The organism is Azospirillum sp. P4_B5 (genome assembly GCF_056402275.1).
This window is the reverse complement of sequence record NZ_JBFUHT010000024.1, coordinates 14923-30124: the sequence shown is the minus strand read 5'-3', so window position 1 is coordinate 30124 and position 15202 is coordinate 14923. Positions and strand designations below refer to the sequence as shown.

The following is a 15202-nucleotide window of genomic DNA, read 5'->3' as shown; positions in this document are numbered from 1 at the left end:
GGGGCGGCTCGACGCTCACTTGTAGCCGAGCTTCCGCAGGGCGGATTCGTCGAGCTTCCTGGCGCGTGGCAGCGTGTCTTCGTTCACGACTTTCAGCACATGCGTCCGGATGCTCTTCAGAGCGTCTGTGTAAGCGCCGCTGTCAATTCCGTTAAAAAAGTCAATCCTGAGGTGGTCGTCGATGTTCAGGCCTTTGACGCTGTTCTGATTGATGAACACCTTGTAGAGTTTTGGCGCGCTTTTCTGATCGACGCCCTTGCGGGTGATCGACAGGAATTCGATGTTCTCGCCGGTTCGTCCCTGCTCGGCGAAGGCATGCAACAGCAGCGTCAGCTTGTTGCTTTTCAGGATCTCCTCGATCCCCTTTTCCACGAAGGGGTTGACGAACGAACTGTTCTTGTCCTGCGCCCGCGCCTTCTCGGCTGCCTTGCGCTGCTTCTCATAGGAGGCCTCGTCCTTCGCCAATCGCGCGCTGATGTCCTTGCGGTCCTTGGCGACGGCCTCCTCGAACGCCTTGATGAGCTTGGTCGTGACGCCCGGCACCGATTTGGCGAAGGCCAAGGCCTTCTTCGCCACCGTGGCCTTCGGGTGAGCCTTCGTCAGAACGCCCAGATCCTTTGCGGCCTCCGCGGCCAGAGTGCCGGCGGTCTTCAGCTTCCGGAGCATGGGGGTGATGACCTTGGCCACCTCGGCTTCGTAGGTGCTGATGACGTCGTCGTCCAGCGGCTCCAGATTGGCGAGGGCGTGCAGCATCACCCGGTTCCAGGTGATCGACTCGTACGCCTTTTCCGCCGCGGCAAGTCCCTCCAGGAACTTCACACAGGCCGGGCGGTCCTGGCAGGTTCCCAAGTTGGCCGCCGCGACGCGCGGAATGAGTTCGTCGGGGTATCCCATAATCTTCATGGCCTGCGCCTCCCTGCCGGATTGTGAGGGAGAGCCTGCCGAACGGGCTTGGGCGGAGCAATTCGAGATCGGTCGGAATGACGGGAGACTCCGGCGCGATCTGCACCTTTGCGGACCGATCCCGCGGCGGGGTCGCTTCCCCTCGCCGCAGGACGGTGCCGCGTCACTGCGGCGGGATGCGCAGGACCTGACCGGGATAGATCTTGTTCGGGTCCTTCAGCATCGGCTTGTTCGCCTCGAAGATGGCGTTGTAGCGGTTGGGGTCGCCGTAGACCTTCTTGGCGATGGCGGACAGGGTGTCGCCCTTCTCCACCGTGTGGAACTGCGTCTGGCTGGCCGGCTGCTCGGTCGGCGGCACGGTCGGCTGGTCCGGACCGCCCGCCCCCTGGTCCTTGGCGATGACGGCGGTCTGGTCGTCGACCCGCGACACGCCCTTCACGTTGCCGAGCGCCACGGCGATCTTCTCCTTCTCCTCCTGCGAGGCGGCGCTGCCGCGCACGGTCACCGTGTCGTCGGCGACCTGGATGTCCAGGCCGTTGGTCGGCAGACCGACCTGCGACAGGTGGGATTTCAGCTCGTCGGCGGTCGGGGTGTCCGCGGTACCGACCTTTTCGCCATGATCGCGGCGGAAGAAATCGAACAGGCCCATCATGTCCTCCCTCGGTTGGTCGCCTTGGTGAAGCGATCCCGGACAACATCGCTGCGGCTCGCTGGTTTCACGCGCGGAGGAGGGGGGTAGGAACGCCGGGCTTAGCAGGCGCGTTCGACTTCCCAAATAAGGCCATGGAGCCCAAATAACGCCATAGAGAATCACGCCGAAAGGGGAGAGGATCATACCGCCCCCCCTGCGCAAAGGAGCCGCCGATGAACCTGTCCGACGACTGGCGGATTCCGCCGCAATTCCAGCCCGACCCGGATGATCTGGCCTATGATCTGGACCGGGCGCTGTCCGCCGTGGTCGGGCTGCGCGCCAGCGTTCCCGAAGACGCCTACACTGCCGGCGTGCTAGGCACCGAGCGCGCCGGGCAGGGCGCCGTCATCCGCGAGGACGGGCTGGTCCTGACCATCGGCTATCTGATCGCGGAGGCCGAGGATATCTGGCTGACCACCAACGACGGGCGGGCGGTGCAGGCGTATGTGGTCGCCTACGACCACACCAGCGGGTTCGGGCTGGTGCAGGCGCTGTCGCCGCTGGGCGTGCCGGCTCTGATGCTCGGCTCCTCCCGCCATGTGGAGTTGGGCGACCCGGTGGTGGTTGCTGGAGCCGGCGGGCGCGAGCGGTCGCTGACCGCGCGGGTGGTCCCCGGCAGGAATTCGCCGGCTACTGGGAGTACATGATCGACGACGCGCTGTTCACCCTGCCGGCCCATCCGAACTGGGGCGGCACGGCGATGCTGGGGGCGGGGGGCGAACTGTTGGGCATCGGTTCCCTGCAACTCCAGTACCGGGCACCGGAGGAGCGCGTCCTGCCGCTGAACATGAACGTGCCCATCGACCTGCTGAAGCCGATCCTGGACGACCTGATGACCCGCGGGAAGGCCGGCGGCCCGCCGCGCCCCTGGCTTGGCCTCTACGCCACGCAGGACGAGCGGGAGCGGGTGGTGCTGGTCGGTCTGGCCGGCGACGGGCCGGCGCAGCGGGCGGAACTGCGGGCCGGCGATGTGGTCCGCGCCGTCGCCGGGCAGCCGGTGGGTTCGCTGGCCGACTTCTACCGGGCCCTGTGGAATCTCGGCCCGGCGGGGGTGGACGTGCCGCTGACCATGGAGCGGGAGGGGGACGTCTTCGACATGCGCGTCGGCTCCAGCGACCGCGAGCGCTTTTTGAAGGCGGCGCGGCGGCACTGACACGCCCTTCTGTGCCACACTGGCGCTCCAGAACCAAGAAGACGGGTTGGAGAGCGCTTTTATGGACGACTTGATGAAGGGGGAACCGGCCTCCGGCTTCCAGACCCTGCTCGGCTACACGCTGGTGCGCTGGGAGGAAGGCGTCGCGGAGGTGGAGCTGACCATCGCTCCGCAGCACCGCAACCGGGGCGGTGTCCTGCACGGCGGCGCGCTGATGACCTTGCTCGACACCGTCATGGGATTCGCGGCGACCCACTGCGCGGTGCCCGGCCATTCGCGCCGGGTGGTCACGCTGTCGCTGTCCTCCAGCTTTCTCGGTGCCGTGGCCGAGGGCACGGTGGTGGCCCGCGGCACGCTGCTGGGCGGCGGGCGCAAGATCGTCGGCTGCCGCGGCGAGGTGCGGCGCAAGGACGACGGCACGCTGCTGGCTTCCGCCGAGGGAATGTTCAAATATGCCCCCGGAAGCGAAAATCCGGAGGGAACGCCCCGATGACCGAAAACACCAACGATAAGAAGACCGGCCTGGACATCGCGCAGGACGGCCGTGTCCTGCGCCTGACCATCAACGACCCGGCCACCCGCAACTCGATCGGCCCGGCGCTAATGGAGGCGGCCCGCGCCGCCTTCGACGCGGCGGCGGCGGACGCGAGCGTCGGGGCGGTGGTGCTGACCGGTGCCGAAGGGGCCTTCTGCTCCGGCGGCAATCTGAAATGGCTGAAGGAGGCGCGCGGCGGCGACCGCGAGTCGGTGCGGGCGGGGGTGGAGAGCTTCCACGCCATGATCCGCAGCCTGCGCGCCTGCCCCAAGCCGGTGATCGCCGCGGTCGAGGGGCCGGCGGGCGGTGCGGGTTTCCCGCTGGCGCTGGCCTGCGACCTGATCGTCGCGGCGGAGGACGCGGTCTTCACCCTGTCCTACATCAAGGTGGCGCTGACCTCCGACGGCGGCGGCACGGCGTCGCTGGCCCGCGCGCTGCCGCCGCAGCTCGCCGCGGAGATCCTGTTCGAGGGCGGGCGCGTCGGGGCGCCGCGTCTGGCGCAGCTCGGCATGATCAACCGGCTGACCGCTCCGGGCGGTGCGCTGGCCGAGGCGACCGCCTGGGCGGAGCGGCTGGCCGCCGGCCCGACGGCGGCGCTGGGGCGCGCCAAGGGGCTGCTGGAGGTGGCTTACGGCGGGCTGGCCGACCAGCTCGACCGCGAGCGCGACGCCTTCGTGGAGTCGCTGTTCCACGACGCGCAGGGGTGGGGACTTGTTTCTCCCTCCCCTGCGCAGCGGGGGAGGGCCGGGGAGGGGGCAGCGTGCCGTAGCCTCAGGCTCCCTTCCACTCCGTGTGCACCATGCCCGGACGGTCGGTGCGCTCGTAGCCGTGGGCGCCGAAATAGTCGCGCTGGGCCTGGATCATGTTGGCCCACAGCCGGCCGCTGCGGTAGCCGTCCCAATAGGACAGGGCCGAGGCCATCGCCGGAACCGGCACCGCGGCCAGCGTCGCGGCGGCCACCACGCGGCGGAAGCCGGCGTCGCCTCGGGTCATCAGGCCGGCGATGTCGGGGTCCAGCATCAGGTTCGGCAGTTCCGGCGCGCGGTTCAGCGCGGTCAGGATGCGGTCGAGCAGACGGGCGCGAATGATGCAGCCGCCGCGCCAGATGCGCGCCACCGCGGCCAGATCGACGTCCCAGCCGAACTGCCGGCTGCCCGCCGCGATCACCGCGAAGCCCTGGGCGTAGACCGCGATCCGTCCGCTGAGCAGCGCGTCGCCGACTGACGCGACCAGATCCTCCGTGGAGGGAACGTGCGGGATGGCCAGCGCCTCGGCGGCGCGCACGCGCTCGTCCTTCAGGGCGGACAGGCAGCGGGCGTGCACCGCCTCGGCGATGGTCGGGGCGGGCATGCCCAGCTCCAGCGCGGTGGTCGCCGCCCAGTGGCCGGTGCCCTTCTGGCCGGCGGCGTCGCGGATCACCTCCAGGATCGGGGCGCCGGTCTCGCCGTCCTTGGTGCGCAGGATGTCGGTGGTGATCTCCATCAGGTAGGAGGCCAGCTCTCCGCCGTTCCACTCGGCGAAGATGTCCGCAAGACGCTCGTAGGAGCAGCCGCCGATCTCGCGCAGAAGATGATACGCCTCGGCGATCAGCTGCATGTCGGCGTATTCGATGCCGTTGTGGATCATCTTCACGAAATGGCCCGCCCCCTCCGGCCCGACGCGGGCGAAGCAGGACTCGCCGTCCGGGGCGCGGGCGGCGATGGCGGCCAGCAGCGGCGCGACGGGGGCCAGCGCTTCGGCGTCGCCGCCGGCCATCAGGGCGGGACCGCGGCGCGCCCCTTCCTCGCCGCCCGACACGCCCAGCCCGACGAAGCGCACGCCCGCCGCCGCGGCGAGCGCGGCGCGGCGGTTGGTGTCGCGGAAATGCGAGTTGCCGCCATCGATCAGCACGTCGCCCGGCGACAGGCGGGGCAGCAGGGCGGCCGTCAGCTCGTCCACCGGGGCGCCGGCGGGCACCATCATCAGGATCGTCCGCGGCGCCTTGAGCGCGCCCAGCAGTTCCTCCACCGACGCGCAGGGGATGGCGTTGCCCACCTGGGCGGCGAAGGCGCCGCGGCGCCCCTCGTCCAGGTCGTAGCCCGCCACCACGGCCCCGTGGTCGGCCAGATTGGCGGCGAGGTTGCGCCCCATCACACCCAGGCCGAGGACGGCGATGTCGGCCGAGCCGACGGCGGTGGTTTCCGCTCCGGTCCTGGTCGAGTTGCCCTGCACCATTACGACGAACTCCCGTACATGCTCTCTGATGACGCCCCGCGGCGCGGGGGTCGGTTTCGGTCTCTCAAGTGGTCTCGCGCACCATCAGGCGAAAGCCCAGATCCACGCGGCGCGGATTTTCCCGGCTTTTCGGCGTCCGGTCCGCCATGCCCGCGATCAGCAGGCGGGCCGCCTCCACGCCGATCGCGCGGCGGGGGGTGGCGACGGTGGTCAGCGGTGGGACGGTCCAAGCCGCCCCGGCCAGATCGTTGAAGCCGGCGACGGCCAGCCGCTCCGGCACCGGAATGCCGAGCCGCACGCATTGGAACAGCGCGCCCTGCGCCAGATCGTCGTTGCACAGGAACAGCGCGTCGGTGTCCGGATGGGCGGCCAGCGCGCGCTCCAGCAGGTCCGCGCCCAGCGCGACGGAGGTGGCGTCCGGCACCATCAACTCAAGCGCCGGGTCGTGCCGCCCGGCGTCGCGCAGCGCCTGCCGCCAGCCGTCGCAGCGCTGGCGCGTCCGCGGGTCGAGCTGCCCGGCGATCAGCCCGATCCGCCGCCGCCCCCTGGCGGCGAGATGCGCGCCGACGGCGTAGCCGGCGTCGTACTGCGAGAAGCCGACCGTCTGCACCGGGCAATCGCTGTGTTCACCATCCGCGGTCAGATCCATGGTGTGGACGACCGGGATCGTCAGGCCGCGCAGCAGGTCCCAGGTGCCCGGCGTGTGGTCGAGCCCGCTCAGGATCACCCCGTCCGGATCGTGGGCGAGCTGGGTGCGCAGAACGCGCTCCTCTGCCTCCGGGCCGTAGCCGGTGATGCCGACCAGCGGCTGGTAGCCCTGCGGGCTCAGCGTCTCCTGCACGCCGGCCAGCAGGTCGATGAAGACGGCGTTGGTCAGGGAAGGAATCAGCACCGCCACCGTCATCGTCCGTGCCGAGGCCAGCGCCGACGCCACGCGGCTGGGCACGAAGCCCAGGCGGCGGCTCGCCTCCTCGACGCGGGCGCGCACCTCCTCGCTGACCGTGTCGGGCCGGCGCAGGGCGCGGGACACGGTCATGGCGCTGACCCCGGCGGCGGCGGCGACGTCGGCCATGGTGGCGCGCCCGCTGCGCGAGGATCGGGGTTTGCGGGGGGTGGCGGTCATCAGCGTTCCAGTTGTCCGGCGGCCATTATCCCGCGCCGGATTGGGCTTTACAAGCCTCGTTTGTTAGCGGTAACATGCGCATCTCTCCCCACCCATATTGTTTCGAGGACCGACCGGCATGAGCGCTCTTCCGTCTCCCGATGTTACCGCTAACATAAGCGGGGCCGTGGACGCGATCGTGGTGATGGGCGTGGCGGGCTGCGGCAAGACCTCGGTGGGGGAGGAGCTGGCCCGGCGGCTCGGCTGGCAATTCCTGGAGGGCGACGGCTTCCACCCGCCGGAGAACATCGCGAAGATGTCCGCCGGCATCCCGCTCCAGGACGAGGACCGCTGGGGCTGGCTGGACACCATCGCGGCCCACATCGTCCTGGCGCGGGAGGCGAAGGCGCCGATCGTCGTGTCCTGCTCCGCGCTGAAGCGGCGCTATCGCGACCGGCTGAGCGCCGGTGGGACGCGCGTCCTGTTCGCTCATCTCGACGGCAGCCGGGACACCATCCACGCCCGCATGGCGCTGCGCGCCGGCCATTTCATGCCGACCACCCTGCTCGACAGCCAGTTCGCGGCGCTGGAGCCGCTGGAGTCCGGGGAACTCGGCATCGTCTGCGACATCGACGCCAGCCCGGCGGAGATCGCCGCCCGCGTGTCCTCCCAAATCGCTTCCGCCGCCTGAACATTCTGCCGTCTGGAAGGACCGCGCCATGATGAGTCTTCATCCCGTCCTCGACGCCGTCACCCGCCGCATCCGCGAGCGCAGCCGGCCCACCCGCGCCGCCTATCTGGGGCGGCTGCGGGCCGCCGCGGCGCAGGGGCCGCGCCGTCTGGCGCTGGGCTGCGCCAACCGGGCGCACGGCTTCGCCGGCTGCACCGCGGCGGAGGACAAGGCGGCGCTGCGCGGCGGCTCGACGCCGGCCATCGGCATCGTCACCTCCTACAACGACATGCTGTCCGCCCATCAGCCCTACGGCGACTATCCGGAGCGTCTCAAGGCGGCGGTGCGTGCGGCGGGCGGCGTGGCGCAGGTGGCGGGTGGCGTGCCGGCCATGTGCGACGGTGTCACCCAGGGCGAGCCGGGGATGGAACTGTCGCTGTTCTCCCGCGAGGTGATCGCCATGGGGACGGCGGTCGCCCTGTCGCACGGCACCTTCGACGGCGTGCTGTGCCTCGGCGTCTGCGACAAGATCGTTCCGGGGCTGCTGATCGGCGCGCTGTCCTTCGGCCATCTGCCCACCGTCTTCGTGCCCGCCGGGCCGATGCCCTCCGGCCTGCCCAACAAGGAGAAGGGGCGCATCCGCCAGCAATACGCGGAAGGCAAGCTGGACAAGGACGCGCTGCTGGAGGCGGAGGCCGCGTCCTACCACGCGCCGGGCACCTGCACCTTCTACGGCACCGCCAACTCGAACCAGATGCTGGTCGAGATGATGGGGCTGCATCTGCCGGGGGCGAGCTTCGCCAACCCCGGCACGCCGCTGCGCGACGCACTGACCGACGCGGCGGCGCGGCGGGTGGTGTCCCTGCGCACGCCCATCGGGGAGATCGTCGACGAGCGCGCCATCGTCAACGCGGTGGTCGGGCTGCTGGCGACGGGCGGCTCGACCAACCACACGCTGCATCTGCCGGCCATCGCGGCGGCGGCGGGGATCGCCCTGACCTGGGAGGACTTCGCCGAGCTGTCGGCGGTGGTGCCGCTGCTCGCCCGCGTCTACCCGAACGGCAGCGCCGACGTGAACCAGTTCGAGGCGGCGGGCGGCATGGCCTTCCTGATCGGGGAGCTGGCCGACGCCGGGCTTTTGCACGGCGACGCCGCCACCGTGTGGGAGGAGGACAGCATCGCCGCCTATTGCCGTCCGCTGCGGCTGGAGGATGGGGAACTGGTGCGCGGCGCGGCGGTCCGCGAGAGCGCCGACCCCGCCGTGGTGGCGCCGGTCGCGTCGTCCATGGCGGCGGAGGGCGGACTGCGTGTGCTGAGCGGGCCGCTGGGCCGCGCGGTGGTGAAGGTCTCCGCCGTGAAGCCGGACCACCGGGTGATCGAGGCGCCGGCCCGCGTCTTCACCGACCAGGAATCGGTGCAGGCGGCGTTCCGCCGCGGCGAGCTTCACCGTGACGTCGTGGTGGTGGTGCGCTTCCAGGGGCCGAAGGCCAACGGCATGCCGGAACTGCACAAGCTGACGCCGCCGCTGGGCGTGCTTCAGGATTTGGGCTACCGGGTGGCGCTGGTGACGGACGGGCGGATGTCGGGGGCGTCGGGCAAGGTCCCGGCGGCGATCCACGTCACGCCGGAAGCCGCGGCGGGCGGCCCGCTGGGGCGGGTGCGGGATGGCGACGTGTTGCGGCTGGACGCCGAGCGCGGCACGCTGGAGGTGTTGGTGGACGACGCGGAATGGACCGCGCGCCCGCTGGCGGACGCGCCGGCCGATGCCGGTGTCGGCTGCGGGCGGGAACTGTTCGGCGTGTTCCGCCGGGCGGTCGGCAGCGCCGAGGCCGGGGCGTCGGTGTTCGGGGGAGTGTGATTCCCTCTCCCCTCCGGGGAGAGGGTTAGGGTGAGGGGGTTGCGCTTGTGCCGGACGTACCGCCATGCGCAACCCCCTCACCGGCCCTTCGGGCCACCCTCTCCCCAGGGGGAGAGGGCTATAAAGGCCAGAGGTGACGGCCTTGTTCGCAGGGCGACAGCCCGATCACTTCACGGTCAGCTCGTAGGTGCCCATCGTCCCGTACACGGCGACGGACGTGCTGCCCGCCGGGACCATGACGGTGCCGACGTGCGACCCGGTGGTCACCACGTCGCCGGCCTTCAGGCCGCCCAGGCTGACCGCGCCGGTGTTGGCCATCCACACCAGAAGCCGCACCGGCTCGCCCGCCGAGTTGCCGGCGACCGTATCGGCCTTCGTCTCGCCGTCGACGATCAGGGCGACCCGCTCCTTCAGCGGCTCCAGCGAGCGCCAGTCGGCGATGGCCGGGCCGACAACCAGGGCGCCGTGGTTGAACTGGTCGGCCATGTGGCTGAACCACTCCTGCGAGCCGAAGCCAGCGAAGCGCGTGTCGACGATCTCGAAGGCCGGATGGACGGACTCGACGGCGTCGAGCACTTCCTCGCGGCTGTAGGGCTCGGCGCGGGGCGGCAGGTCCTTGGCGAATGTGTAGGCGATCTCGGCCTCCATGCCGATGACCTGATAGTCAGCGGCGGGAAGCGTCGTGGTGTCGAAGAACAGCGTGTCGGCGTGGATGGGGGCGCGGAACGGCTCCGAGTCCGGGGTGCGGGCGCCGACCTTCCAGGCGACGACCGGGCCGAGGCGGCGGGCCACGGCGTCCTGGATGGCGTAGGCCTCGGCCTCGCTGGTGGGGCGGGTCGGCAGGGCGGACAGCCAGTCGCGGTTTTTCCGCGCCTGGATCAGGGCGTTGACGGAATCGCTGAATGCGGCGTCGTTCTTCTCTTCGGGCATGGTCTCGGGCCTTCGCTTTTCTTGGGTTATTGGTGCTTGTCGGGTTGGACTCTCATGGCTCCGCAGGACTCGCGGATGACCAGCCGGGCGGGCAGGATCACGCGCTCCGGCGCGCCCTGCGGGTCGGCGATGCGGCGCAGCAGCAGGCGGGCGGCCTCCTGCCCGATCTGGCGGGCGGAGGTGGCGACGGTGGTCAGGGCGGGGCGGCTCATCGCCGCCTCGGTCACGTCGTCGAAACCGGTCACCGCGATGTCCCGTCCCGCCCGGAGACCACGCGCCTCCAGCCCCAGCATCACGCCGAACGCGACCAAATCGTTGTAACACAGCATCGCGGTGGGCGGGTCGGCAAGATCCATCAGCGGCCCCACCGCGTCCAGCCCGCCGCGGCGGGTGGCCGGGCAGCGCACGACGAGGTCCGGGGTCAGGCCGTGGCGGCGCAGCGCCGCGGCGAAGCCGACGCGGCGCCCGGCGAAGGCGGAGTGGGACAGGTTGCCGCCGACGAAGGCGATGCGGCGATGGCCGATCCGCAGCAGATGCTCGGTGACCATCTCCATGCCGAACTCGTAATCCACCCCGGCGTAATCGCCTTCGCGGGCGGAGATGAAGCGCAGCGCCTGGACGACGGGAAGCTGCCACTGGCGCAGCCGGTCCAGCAGGGCCGGCGACGTGCCGGCGGCGGGGCAGATGATCACCCCGTCCACGTTCTGCTCGCGCATGCGCTGGAGGTAGCGGTCCTGCCGCTCTCCCGATTCCGCGGTGTTGGCGAGGAAGGCGACGACCCCCTGTTCACCCAGGACGTCATCCACCCCGGCGGTCAGCTCGCCGTAGAAGGAGTTGTTGATCTCGCAGACGAGCAGCCCGACCGTGTCGGTGCGGGCGGCGCGCAGGGTCGCGGCGCCGCGGTTGTAGACGTAGCCCAACGCCGCGATGGCGGCCTGCACGCGCTCCCGCGTCTCGGCGGCGACCAGCGGGCTGCCGCGCAGGACGAGCGAGACAGTGGACCGCGACACCCCGGCGTGGTGTGCCACCTCCGTCAGGGTGATGCGGGCCGGTCCGCCGCGCTCGTCGAGGATGGTCATTCACGCCGCCATTCAGACGACGGCGGTCGGCAGCGGCTGACCGGCGAAGAAGGCCGACAGGTTCGCCAGAACCAGATTGCCCATGGCCATCCGCGTCTCGATGGTGGCGCTCGCCTGATGCGGCTGGAGCACGGTGTTGTCGAGGCCGAACAGGGCCTCCGGCGCGTGCGGCTCGTTGGCGAAGACGTCCAGCGCGGCCCCGCCGAGACGCCCGTCGGTCAGCGCGGCGACCAACTCCGTCTCGTCCACCACGGCGCCGCGGGCGACGTTGACCAGCAGCCCGTCCGGGCCCAGCGCCTCGATCACCGCGCGGTTGACCATGTTGCGGGCGTCCGGCCCGGCCGAGGCTGCGACGATCAGGATGTCGCTCTCCCGCGCCAGATCGACCGGGGAGGCGACGAAGCGGTAAGATACGTCGCCGCGCGGCTTGCGGTTGGTGTAGGCGATGTCCATGCCGAAGCCGGCGGCGCGCTGGGCGATGGCCATCCCGATGCGGCCCAGACCCAGGATGCCCAGCCGCTTGCCGGTCACCTTGCGGGCCAGCGGCAGGCCGCCGCCGGGCCMGCGCCCGGCGCGCACGAAGCGGTCGCCGACCATCATGCGGCGCGACCCGGCGATCATCAGCCCGATGGCAAGATCGGCCACGTCGTCGGTCAGCACGTCGGGCGTGTTGGTGACGCGGACGCCGCGGCTGGCCGCGTGCTTCAGATCCACCGCGTCGGTGCCGACGCCGTTGATCGCGACGATCCCCAGGTTGGGGCAGGCGTCCATGATCGCGTTGCTGACGCCCGTGCCGCCGCCGGTGACGACGGCGCGGACGCGCGGTCCCACCTCCGCCACCAGCCGGTCGCGGTCGGGCGCCCCGGCGAGGCGGTGGACGGTGTAGCCCGCGTCCAGCGCCGCCTCGATGTCCGGCATCATGGATTCGACGAGGAGGATCTCCGGCTTCATCAAAAGCGTCCTTCGTGGAGTGGGCTCAGTGGGTGAGGATCTGGCCGAGGAAGTTGCGGGTCCGTTCGGACTTCGGGTTCGTGAAGAACTCGGCGGGGGTGGCCTGCTCGACGATCTCGCCGCGGTCCATGAAGATGACCCGGTCGGCGACCGACTTGGCGAAGCCCATCTCGTGCGTGACGCACAGCATGGTCATGCCGTCCTCGGCAAGCCCGATCATGGTGTCCAGCACTTCCTTGACCATCTCGGGGTCGAGCGCGGAGGTCGGCTCGTCGAACAGCATGACCTTGGGGTTCATGCACAGCGACCGCGCGATGGCGACGCGCTGCTGTTGCCCGCCGGAGAGCTGGCCGGGATACTTGTCCGCCTGCTCCGGGATGCGCACGCGCGCCAGATACTTCATGGCGATGTCGCGCGCCTCCTGCTTGGAGGTGCCGCGCACCCGCATGGGCGCCAGCATGCAGTTCTCGACCACGGTCAGGTGCGGGAACAGGTTGAATTGCTGGAACACCATGCCGACGTCGCGCCGCACCTGATCGAGGTGGCGGTGGTGGGCGTCGATCGTGACGCCGTTGACGGTGATGGTGCCCTTCTGGTGCTTCTCCAGCTGGTTGATGCAGCGGATCAGCGTGGACTTGCCGGAGCCCGAGGGGCCGCAGATGACGATCCGCTCGCCCTTGTGGACCTCCAGCTCGATGTCCTTCAGCACATGGAAGCTGTCGTACCATTTCTGGACGCCGGCCATGCGGATGACGACCTCGCCGCTGACCGGCCGCGGTGCGGGGACGTCCGTGGTATCGTAAGCCGAGGCCATGGGGGACTCCTCCTGCTCCGTGTAAACCCTCTCCCCGGAGGGGAGAGGGAGTTTAAGTCGTTACGACTTGGTCAGCGGGGGCAGGTCGGTGCCCAGCCACTTCTTGTGGACCTCGTTCAGCTCGCCGTTCGACTTCGCGGTTTCGATGAACTCGTTGACCCACTTCAGCAGGGCGTCCTGGCCCTTGCGCATGGCGATGCCCTGCACCTGACGGTTCAGCACGAACTTCATCTCGTAGTTGGCCTGCGGGGCCAGCTTCTTGATCTCCTTGGTGACGACGTTGCTGAGGCCCAGCGCGTCCACCTGACCGGACAGCATGGCCTGGACGGCGCTGGCGTCGTCGTCGAAGCGCATGATGCGCGCGTCCTTCGGGGCGATGGCGGTCAGGGCGTTGTCCTGGGTGCTGGCGCGGGCGACGCCGACTCGCTTGCCGGACAGCTCCGCGGCCTCCTTGATCTTGGTGTTGGCCGGGGCGACCAGACCGATCTCGATGGCGGCGTAGGGCTCGGAGAACTGGACCTGCTCGGCGCGGGCCGGGGTGATGCCCAGCGAGGCGACCAGCAGGTCGACCTTGTTGGTCAGCAGGTAGGGAATGCGGTTCGGGCCGGTGACCGGAACGATCTCCACCGGGACGCCCATGTGCTTGCCCAGCAGCTTGGCGACGTCGGCGTCGTAGCCGTCCGGCTTGCCGTCGGCGGTGGTGATGCCGAAGGGCGGGAAGTCCACCAGCATGCCGATGGTCAGCTTGCCCTTCGACTTGATCTCGTCGACGGTCTGGGCAGCGGCGGGACCGGCCAGGGCGACGGCGCCAACGGTGGCGGCAGCCATCATGGCGCCGGCGACGGCGAGGCGGCGGGTGATCGACAGGGTCATTGGGGTTTCCTCACGGTTCTTATGAAAGGGGAGTATCAGCGGGTGGCCAGGGCGTAGCGCCGCTCCAGACGGGCGCTGAGCAGCGACAGCGGCCAGCACATCAGGAAGTAGAGCACCGCCACGATCCCGAACACCAGGAAGGGCTGGAAGGTGGCGTTGTTGACAATCTGCCCGGCGCGGGTCAGTTCGGTGAAGCCGATGATGGCGGCCAGCGAGGTGCTCTTGATGAGTTGCACCAGGAAGCCCACGGTCGGCGGCACCGCGACCTTCACCGCCTGCGGCAGGATCACGTAGCGCATCAGCCCCGGATAGCGCAGGCCGAGCGCCGAGGCGGCCTCCCACTGGCCGCGCGGCACCGCCTGGATGCAGCCGCGCCAGATCTCGCCGAGGAAGGCGCTGGCGTTCAGCGTCAGGCCCAGCGCCGCGGCGGCCCAGGGGTTGAGGTCGAGGCCCAGCACCGTGGCGCCGAAGAAGACCAGGAAGAGCTGCATCAGCAGCGGCGTGCCCTGGAACAGCTGGATGTAGCCGGTGGCGGCCAGCCGCACCGCCTTGATGTCCGAGGTGCGGGCCAGCGCGATGACCAGCCCGACCGTGGCCCCGCCGATGAAGGCGATGGCCGACAGCGCCAGCGTCCATTGCATGGCGCTGACGAGGAAGAGGAACTCGTTGTAACCGAAGGCGCGGATCATGATTCGGCCCTCCCTCAGCGCCGGTCGGTGTCGTAGGCGAAGGCCAGCTTGTAGATGCCGGCGAACAGCGCGGAGAACATCATCGCCAGCGCCAGATAGATGCCGGTGACCACGATGTAGATTTCGAAGCTGCGGAAGGTCTGCGACTGGATGTTGTTGGCGACCGAGGTCAGCTCGTCCGCCGAGATCGCCGAGACCACGCTGGAGCTGAGCATCAGCAGGATGAACTGGCTGGTCAGCGCGGGGTAGACGGTGCGCAGCGCCGGCTTGATGACGATGTAGCGAAAGACCTGCAACGGCTTCAGCCCCAGCGCCAGCCCGGCTTCGATCTGGCCTTTTTGGATCGATTCGATGCCGGCCCGGATGATCTCCGTCGCGTAGGCGCCGACATTGACCACCATGGCGATCAGCGCGGCGAGGTCGGGCGACAGGCGGATGCCCATGGTCGGCAGCCCGAAGAAGATCAGGAAGATCTGCACCAGGAAGGGCGTGTTGCGCACCACCTCGATGTAGGCGTTGATCAGCCAGCGGACCGGCTTCGGCCCGGACGTCTTGCCGAGCGCGCAGAGGATGGCCACGATCAGGCCGAGAATCATGGCGCCGATCGACAATTGCACGGTCAGCCACGCGCCCTGGAGCAGGTAGTCCCAGGAATCGATGACCGCCTTGAAATCGAAGGTGTAGTTCACGGGCTTTCCCTCCGCATCCGGGCCGGCCGCAACCATGCCGGGGCGCTGTAC

16 protein-coding genes and 1 pseudogene are annotated in these 15202 nt (G+C 69.9%); 6 read left to right on the top strand and 11 right to left on the bottom strand.

Annotation, left to right across the window (positions count from 1 at the left end; translation table 11 throughout):
* Positions 1 to 15: 15 nt before the first annotated feature.
* Positions 16 to 819, bottom strand: coding sequence for a hypothetical protein (locus tag AC1DVI_RS19020; RefSeq protein ID WP_476959305.1), 804 nt, complete (start codon positions 817 to 819; stop codon positions 16 to 18).
* 247 nt (positions 820 to 1066) lie between these two features.
* Entirely contained in the window at positions 1067 to 1552 is a 486-nt protein-coding gene (gene lysM, locus AC1DVI_RS19015) for a peptidoglycan-binding protein LysM (protein WP_476959304.1), read from the bottom strand.
* Positions 1553 to 1767: 215 nt separating this feature from the next.
* Between lysM and AC1DVI_RS19010 the strand changes: the two genes are divergently transcribed.
* From AC1DVI_RS19010 to AC1DVI_RS18995, 4 genes and pseudogenes are all read left to right on the top strand, one after another.
* The gene (locus tag AC1DVI_RS19010; protein ID WP_476959303.1) at positions 1768 to 2241 is read left to right on the top strand and encodes a trypsin-like peptidase domain-containing protein; all 474 of its coding nucleotides are present in this window, start codon (positions 1768 to 1770) and stop codon (positions 2239 to 2241) included.
* A complete protein-coding gene (locus tag AC1DVI_RS19005) occupies positions 2238 to 2747 on the top strand; it encodes a S1C family serine protease (RefSeq protein ID WP_476959302.1) in 510 nt (169 codons plus the stop codon). Before AC1DVI_RS19010 ends, AC1DVI_RS19005 begins: the two co-directional genes overlap by 4 nt.
* A 61-nt stretch (positions 2748 to 2808) precedes the next feature.
* On the top strand, positions 2809 to 3240 hold the full coding sequence (locus AC1DVI_RS19000; RefSeq protein ID WP_476959301.1) for a PaaI family thioesterase: 432 nt from the start codon (positions 2809 to 2811) through the stop codon (positions 3238 to 3240).
* Positions 3237 to 3932, top strand: a pseudogene (locus tag AC1DVI_RS18995) (enoyl-CoA hydratase-related protein); the annotation flags it as partial. The gene AC1DVI_RS19000 and the pseudogene AC1DVI_RS18995, both read left to right, overlap by 4 nt.
* Before the next feature lie 121 nt (positions 3933 to 4053).
* Here AC1DVI_RS18995 and gndA read toward each other — a convergent pair.
* Both gndA and gntR read right to left on the bottom strand, forming a co-directional pair.
* Complete coding sequence (gndA, locus tag AC1DVI_RS18990; protein WP_476959300.1) at positions 4054 to 5496, bottom strand: NADP-dependent phosphogluconate dehydrogenase; 1443 nt, start codon at positions 5494 to 5496, stop codon at positions 4054 to 4056.
* Positions 5497 to 5560: 64 nt separating this feature from the next.
* The gene (gene gntR / locus AC1DVI_RS18985; RefSeq protein WP_476959299.1) at positions 5561 to 6619 is read right to left on the bottom strand and encodes an HTH-type transcriptional regulator GntR; all 1059 of its coding nucleotides are present in this window, start codon (positions 6617 to 6619) and stop codon (positions 5561 to 5563) included.
* A gap of 166 nt (positions 6620 to 6785) precedes the next feature.
* Between gntR and AC1DVI_RS18980 the strand changes: the two genes are divergently transcribed.
* Together AC1DVI_RS18980 and edd are read left to right on the top strand one after the other, a co-directional pair.
* On the top strand, positions 6786 to 7289 hold the full coding sequence (locus tag AC1DVI_RS18980) for a gluconokinase (RefSeq protein ID WP_476959298.1): 504 nt from the start codon (positions 6786 to 6788) through the stop codon (positions 7287 to 7289).
* Positions 7290 to 7320: 31 nt separating this feature from the next.
* The gene (edd, locus tag AC1DVI_RS18975; protein ID WP_476959365.1) at positions 7321 to 9126 is read left to right on the top strand and encodes a phosphogluconate dehydratase; all 1806 of its coding nucleotides are present in this window, start codon (positions 7321 to 7323) and stop codon (positions 9124 to 9126) included.
* Between the two features lie 165 nt (positions 9127 to 9291).
* Here the strand turns inward: edd and AC1DVI_RS18970 are convergent, their stop codons facing one another.
* From AC1DVI_RS18970 to AC1DVI_RS18940, 7 genes are read right to left on the bottom strand one after another with little or no spacing between them, the layout of a single operon-like run.
* Complete coding sequence (locus AC1DVI_RS18970) at positions 9292 to 10056, bottom strand: 2-keto-4-pentenoate hydratase (protein WP_476959297.1); 765 nt, start codon at positions 10054 to 10056, stop codon at positions 9292 to 9294.
* 26 nt (positions 10057 to 10082) lie between these two features.
* Positions 10083 to 11135 (bottom strand): LacI family DNA-binding transcriptional regulator, encoded by a 1053-nt coding sequence (locus AC1DVI_RS18965; protein ID WP_476959296.1) that lies wholly within the window; start codon positions 11133 to 11135, stop codon positions 10083 to 10085.
* Between the two features lie 12 nt (positions 11136 to 11147).
* Positions 11148 to 12086 (bottom strand): 2-hydroxyacid dehydrogenase, encoded by a 939-nt coding sequence (locus AC1DVI_RS18960; protein ID WP_476959295.1) that lies wholly within the window; start codon positions 12084 to 12086, stop codon positions 11148 to 11150.
* A gap of 25 nt (positions 12087 to 12111) precedes the next feature.
* Positions 12112 to 12900 (bottom strand): amino acid ABC transporter ATP-binding protein, encoded by a 789-nt coding sequence (locus AC1DVI_RS18955; RefSeq protein WP_014197340.1) that lies wholly within the window; start codon positions 12898 to 12900, stop codon positions 12112 to 12114.
* 60 nt (positions 12901 to 12960) lie between these two features.
* A complete protein-coding gene (locus AC1DVI_RS18950; protein WP_476959294.1) occupies positions 12961 to 13773 on the bottom strand; it encodes a transporter substrate-binding domain-containing protein in 813 nt (270 codons plus the stop codon).
* Between the two features lie 35 nt (positions 13774 to 13808).
* Positions 13809 to 14462, bottom strand: a complete 654-nt coding sequence (locus AC1DVI_RS18945) for an amino acid ABC transporter permease (protein WP_476959293.1) — start codon at positions 14460 to 14462, stop codon at positions 13809 to 13811.
* 14 nt (positions 14463 to 14476) lie between these two features.
* A complete protein-coding gene (locus tag AC1DVI_RS18940) occupies positions 14477 to 15151 on the bottom strand; it encodes an amino acid ABC transporter permease (RefSeq protein ID WP_476959292.1) in 675 nt (224 codons plus the stop codon).
* Positions 15152 to 15202 lie beyond the last annotated feature (51 nt).